The 4,015-nt window shown below is 70.9% G+C and carries 4 protein-coding genes; all 4 read left to right on the top strand.

Annotated elements, in window-relative coordinates:
- Positions 1-227 precede the first annotated feature (227 nt).
- The 4 genes from ACFXC1_RS05650 to ACFXC1_RS05635 are packed head-to-tail and all read left to right on the top strand — an operon-like array spanning position 228 to position 3,889.
- A complete protein-coding gene (locus tag ACFXC1_RS05650; RefSeq protein WP_381239124.1) occupies positions 228-755 on the top strand; it encodes a hypothetical protein in 528 nt (175 codons plus the stop codon).
- The gene (locus ACFXC1_RS05645; RefSeq protein WP_381239122.1) at positions 742-1,983 is read left to right on the top strand and encodes an efflux RND transporter periplasmic adaptor subunit; all 1,242 of its coding nucleotides are present in this window, start codon (positions 742-744) and stop codon (positions 1,981-1,983) included. Before ACFXC1_RS05650 ends, ACFXC1_RS05645 begins: the two co-directional genes overlap by 14 nt.
- Positions 1,980-2,672 carry an ABC transporter ATP-binding protein gene (locus ACFXC1_RS05640; protein ID WP_381239119.1) on the top strand — a complete coding sequence of 231 codons (693 nt, stop codon included), beginning with the start codon at positions 1,980-1,982 and terminating at the stop codon, positions 2,670-2,672. The genes ACFXC1_RS05645 and ACFXC1_RS05640 overlap by 4 nt, the downstream gene beginning before the upstream one ends.
- Positions 2,669-3,889, top strand: a complete 1,221-nt coding sequence (locus ACFXC1_RS05635; RefSeq protein WP_381239116.1) for an ABC transporter permease — start codon at positions 2,669-2,671, stop codon at positions 3,887-3,889. The genes ACFXC1_RS05640 and ACFXC1_RS05635 overlap by 4 nt, the downstream gene beginning before the upstream one ends.
- Positions 3,890-4,015: the final 126 nt, after the last annotated feature.

The raw sequence follows: 4,015 nt of genomic DNA, 5'->3' as shown, positions 1-4,015 counted from the left end.
GGTTGGGGGGGGGGCGCGAGTGGTGCCCGGCGCCCGTCGCACCGCGGGTTCCCCCCCTCCCCGCGCCGCGCCCCGGCCCCCGCCCCCCCAGCGCCGGGGCCCCCCAAAACCCCCCCGCCGGGCATCCGCGGACCCAGCGCGGCCGTAGGCTGCGCAACCCGGCGAACCAATGCGGCCACAGCACCAGGTCCCGATCCGTCGCGTTGGCCGCCCTCGGGGTGGTGGCGATGTCCGCGCTCACCGCCTGCGGTGGCGGATCCTCCGGTGCGGGCAAGGCCGGTGACGCCGACGTGGCCTCGATCTCCAGCCCGGCCGCGAGCGCCGCATCGGCCGGCCCGAGCGCCGACCCCGACTCCGGCCGCCCCCAACTGCGCCTGGACAGCAGCGAGGAGGAACAACGGAAGCTCAACAACGCCTGGGTGTCCTGCCTTCGGGACCACGGAGTGAAGACGTACACGAAGGGTGCGGCGGGCGCCGAATGGATCTTCCCGGGCGTGAACGCCTCGGACTTTCCCGCATCGGCGAAGGTCTGCGCCTCGAAGCAACCCCTTCAGCCTGTGGAGACGGACCCGAAGAAGAACCCGCATTACGCGGATGACTTCCGCGAATGGATCAGGTGCATGAACTCCAAGGGACTCAAGGTTGTCGGGCTGCCCGACAACGCGGGCTGGAACTACGCCTCCGACAACCTGCCGGCCAATTCGGATGAAATAGAGAGCAGTTGCCGGCTGGAGGCATTCGGTGCGAAGAAGTGAGCACGCTCAGGCCGACGAGCCGCCCGGCGGCGCGGCGCCGGGGAAAGCGCGGAAACGGGCCGTCATCGCGGTGGCCGCACTGCTCACGGCAGGCGTGGTGGGGGTCGGCGTGGCCGGGGTGAGGAGCGGTGGGAAGCCGTCGGGCGCCGCGGCGAGCGATGCGCCCCGGGTGAACACCGTCGCGGTGGTCAGGACCGACCTGTCCAGCACCCTTTCGCTGCACGGAACCCTGGGCTACGGCAGGACCATATCGGTGAAGGGCGGCAAGGAGGGCCTGGTCACCCAGCTGCCGGCGGTGGGGTCCAAGGTGTCCAGGGGCAGGTCCCTGTACCGGCTGGACGATCGTCCGGTGCCGGTGTTCTACGGGACCACACCGCTGTTCCGCCCCCTGGACACCAGAGGTCTCATGGGCAGGGACGTCAAGGTGGTCGCGGACAACCTCAGGGCGCTCGGCTACGACATCGGCGCCCAGCCGGCGTCGGGCAGTTGGGTCGCGCAGCGGCCGGAGCCGACCGGCGCCGCGAGCGCCTCGCCGGCCCCGTCGCCCTCGGCGTCCCCCTCCCCCTCTCCGTCACCGTCCTATGTCCGGGTCAAGCCCGGCGAGGGGGTGCTCACCGCCTCCCTGATCGCGGCGGTCGGGCGGTGGCAGACCCAGGTCGGCATGCCCTCCACCGGGGTCCTCGGCGCCGGCGACGTGGCGGTGCTGCCGGGCGAGGTACGGGTCGGTGCTGTACAGGCACAGCCCGGCGACCCGGCCACCGGAACGCTGATGTCGGTCACCGGTACCGCCAAGTCGGTGTCGGTGCCGCTGTCCGCGACCGACGTCGACTCGATCCAGCAGGGTGACAAGGCGACCGTGACGCTGCCCGACAACTCCGAGGCCCATGGCACCGTCTCTGCCATCAGCACGGATGCCCAGGCCTCCGACCAGGCAGGCGGTGACTCCGGCGGCACACCGCAGCTGGTGGTGACCGTCTCGCTGGACAGCACGGCGGCGCTGCGCCGCCTCAACTCCGCACCCGTACAAGTGCAGTTCACCGGGCAGACCAAGAAGGGCGTACTGGCCGTGCCGGTCGGCGCGCTGCTCGCGCTGAGTGGCGGCGGTTACGCGCTCCAGCTCCCCGGCGGCCGTCTGCTGGCCGTCGAGACGGGGATGTTCGCCAAGGGACTGGTGGAAGTGAGCGGCACCGGCATCACCGCGGGCACCAAGGTGGCAACGGCCTCATGACCGACCGCACACGTCCGGTACTCGCCGTCCGCAATGCGAGCATGGCGTATCCCGGCGGGGTCAACGCGCTGGACGATGTCTCGCTGGCCATCGGGACCGGTGAACTGCTGGCCATCGTCGGACCTTCCGGGTCCGGCAAGTCCACTCTGCTGAACATCATGGGCACCCTGGACCGGCCGACGAGCGGCACCGTGGAGATCGGCGGCCGGGACGTTTCCTCGCTCTCCGACCGGCGGTTGTCCGCGCTGCGGGGCCGCCGGCTCGGCTTCGTCTTCCAGCAGTTCCATCTCACCGAGGGGCTGACCGCCGCCGAGAACGTCGCCACCGGTCTGCTCTACGCGGGTGTGCCGCGCGGCCGGCGCCGTCCGCTGGCGCTGGATGCGCTGGACCGGGTCGGCCTGGGCCACCGGGCCGGACACCTCTCGCACCAGCTCTCCGGCGGTGAACGCCAGCGCGTCGCCATCGCCCGGGCTCTGGTCAACAACCCCGCGCTGGTGCTCGCCGACGAGCCCACCGGCGCGCTGGACACCGCCAACGGACGGGCCGTCCTTGAACTGCTGACCGAGCTGAACCACGAGGGCACCACCATCGCGATCATCACCCACGACCGGGACATCGCCGAGCGGCTGCCCCGCCGGGTGGAGATCCTCGACGGGCGCCTCGTCGCCGACAGGTATGAGGAGTCATGAACACCACCGTCACCGAGGCGAACAGCAGGCCGGTACGGCTGGCCCCGCTGGATCTTCTGGGGCTGGGTCTGCTCGGCATCCGTACCCGGAAGATGCGGGCCGCGCTGTCGGCCCTCGGCATCTCGATCGGCATCGCCACCATGATCGTCGTCACCGGGATCCCGGCCTCCAGCCAGAAGGCGCTGCTGAACGAGCTCTCGGCGATGGGCACCAACATGCTCCAGGCGCAGCCGGTCCCCAATCCGAACTCACCGGTGCTGCTCCCGCCGGAATCGGTGGACATGGTCCGCCGCATCGGTCCGGTCACCATGGCCAGTGCCGTCGCCAACACCCATGCCACCGTGCACCGTTCGGACCGTGTCGACCCCAGCGACTACGCTGGACTCACCATCCTGGCCAGCGAGGTCAACCTGCTCCCGGCCATCAACGCCGAGGTGCGGTCGGGCCGCTTCCTCAACGCCGCCACCGAGAGGTTCCCCACCGCGGTGCTCGGTTCGGTCGCCGCCACCCGGCTCGGCTTCGCGAAGCTGAACGACCGGGGACCCGCCCCGCAGATCTACATCAACGACCGCTGGTTCACGGTCATCGGCATCCTTGCCCGGACCCCGCTCTCCCCCGACATCGACCGCTCGGTACTCGTCGGATGGGACGCCGCCCGCGCCCAGTTGAACTTCGACGGACACCCCACGGTGATCTACATCAAGGCCAGGGAATCCGCCATGGAGGCGGTCCGGGGCGTGCTGCCCGCCACGGTCTACCCGCAACTGCCCGGCATGGTCCAGATCAGCCGCCCGTCCGACGCGCTGGCCGCGAAGCGCGCCACCCAGACCACCTTCTCCGCCCTCTTCCTGGGACTCGCCGGAGTCGCGCTGCTGGTCGGCGGTATCGGAGTGGCCAACACCATGGTCATCTCGGTCCTCGAACGCCGCCGTGAGATCGGCCTGCGCCGCGCGCTGGGCGCCAACCGGGGCCAGATCCGCGGCCAGTTCCTCACCGAGTCCGTCGTACTGTCCGCGCTCGGCGGCGTGGCCGGTACGGTCCTCGGCGTCCTGGCCACCGTCGGCTACGCCACCTACCAGCACTGGCCGCCGGTCGTCCCGCTCACCTCGGTGGCGGAAGGGTTCGGCGGCGCCGTACTCGTCGGCATGATCGCCGGTGTCTACCCGTCCATCAGGGCCGCCCGCCTCACCCCCACCGAGGCCCTCGCGTCAGCATGAACGACATGAACGAAGGGGGGGGTGGGGGGGGGGGGCGCCCCCCCCCCCCCCGCACACCCACAAAAAGATTGTAGCCGAAAACACGGCGGGGGGGGGGGTGTTGTATTAATTTGGGGGGGTGGGGTT

The sequence above is a fragment of the Streptomyces hokutonensis genome, assembly GCF_042751305.1.
Taxonomy (GTDB): domain Bacteria; phylum Actinomycetota; class Actinomycetes; order Streptomycetales; family Streptomycetaceae; genus Streptomyces; species Streptomyces hokutonensis_A.
The sequence above is the reverse complement of the archived record's forward strand: the minus strand, read 5'-3'. Positions and strand labels throughout refer to the sequence as shown.